Source organism: Streptomyces sp. NPDC107581, assembly GCF_055657175.1.
Map to the genome: position 1 here is coordinate 1 of NZ_JBVKBH010000067.1, position 1,453 is coordinate 1,453.

Below are 1,453 nucleotides of genomic sequence, written 5' to 3' on the forward strand. Positions count from 1 at the left end.
GGCGGATTCAACTGGTCGTCGCAACACCTCGTACGCATGGAGGTGTTGGGTGGTGCGTCGTCAGCAGGCAGCGGACCGTGCGCTGCGTCCGAAGCTGAGGTCTCCGGGGCATCCGAAGTATCAGCGTCATGTCGAGGCGGCGTTCTGGGCGGAGATCGCCAAGGGCCTTCTCGCTGAGGAGGCCGCCACCGCCATCGGCGTGGCGCCGGCGGTCGCGACGCGCTGGTACCGCCAGTGTGGTGGCATGCGACCGTTCGATTCGAAGCCGCCCTCGGGCAGATACCTGTCGTTTTCCGAGCGAGAGGAGATCGCGTTGCTCAGGGCCCAAGGCAAGGGCGTGCGCGAGATCGCTCGAGACGTCGGTCGTAATCCCGGCACGATCTCCCGCGAGCTGCGACGCAACACCGCCACGCGAAGTGGGAAGCTCGACTACCGGGCGTCGGTGGCACAGTGGAAAGCCGATATGGCGGCCCGGCGTCCGAAGACAGCGAAGTTGGTGGCCAATCCGAGGTTGCGCGCCTACGTCCAGGAGAGGCTGTCCGGCCAGATCACCACATCTGGGGGCATGCTGATCGCGGGACCGGCGACGGGCTCCTGGACGGGGCGGAACAAGCCGCATCGCAAAGATCGTGCGTGGGTTCAGGCATGGAGTCCGGAGCAGATAGCGAACCGGATCAAGCTTGATTTCCCGGATGATGAATCCATGCGCATCAGTCACGAGGCGATCTACCAGGCCCTCTACATTCAGGGCCGCGGGGCGCTGAAACGCGAGCTCATCCTGTGTCTTCGAACCGGCCGCGCTCTGCGTGCGCCGCGGGCGCGTTCACGGCGGAAGACCTGGGCGCACGTCACGCCAGAAGCGTTGATCAGCGAGAGGCCCGCCGAGGCCGAGGACCGCGCTGTCCCCGGTCACTGGGAAGGGGATTTGATCATCGGACTGGAGCGTTCTGCGATCGGCACCGTTGTCGAGCGGTCGACCCGGTTCACCATGCTGGTTCACCTGCCCCGCGAAGAGGGATACGGCACGATCCCTCGAACGAAGAACGGCCCCGCACTGGCCGGCTACGGAGCGTTCTCCATGAAGAGGGCACTCGCCAACACGATGTCGATGCTCCCCGAGCAGCTGACGCGGTCGCTGACATGGGACCGCGGCAAGGAAATGTCGGCGCACACGCAGTTCAGGGTCGAGACCGGTATCCCCGTGTTCTTCGCCGATCCGCACAGCCCATGGCAGCGAGGCACGAACGAGAACACCAACGGACTCCTGCGCCAGTACTTCCCGAAGGGCACGGACCTCTCCCGCTGGTCCGCCGAAGAAATCGAAGCCGTTGCTCACGCGCTGAACACCAGGCCCCGCAAGACACTTGGTTGGAGGACCCCGGCCGAGGCATTCAACGAGCAGCTACTCTTGCTCCAACAAGCCAGTGTTGCAACGACCGGTTGAGTCCAGCCA

At 65.0% G+C, this 1,453-nt stretch carries 1 protein-coding gene; it reads left to right on the forward strand.

The window, feature by feature from the left end; translation table 11 throughout:
* The first annotated feature begins 52 nt into the window (after positions 1 to 52).
* Positions 53 to 1,444, forward strand: coding sequence for an IS30 family transposase (locus ACZ7P3_RS42575; protein ID WP_472090058.1), 1,392 nt, complete (start codon positions 53 to 55; stop codon positions 1,442 to 1,444).
* Positions 1,445 to 1,453 lie beyond the last annotated feature (9 nt).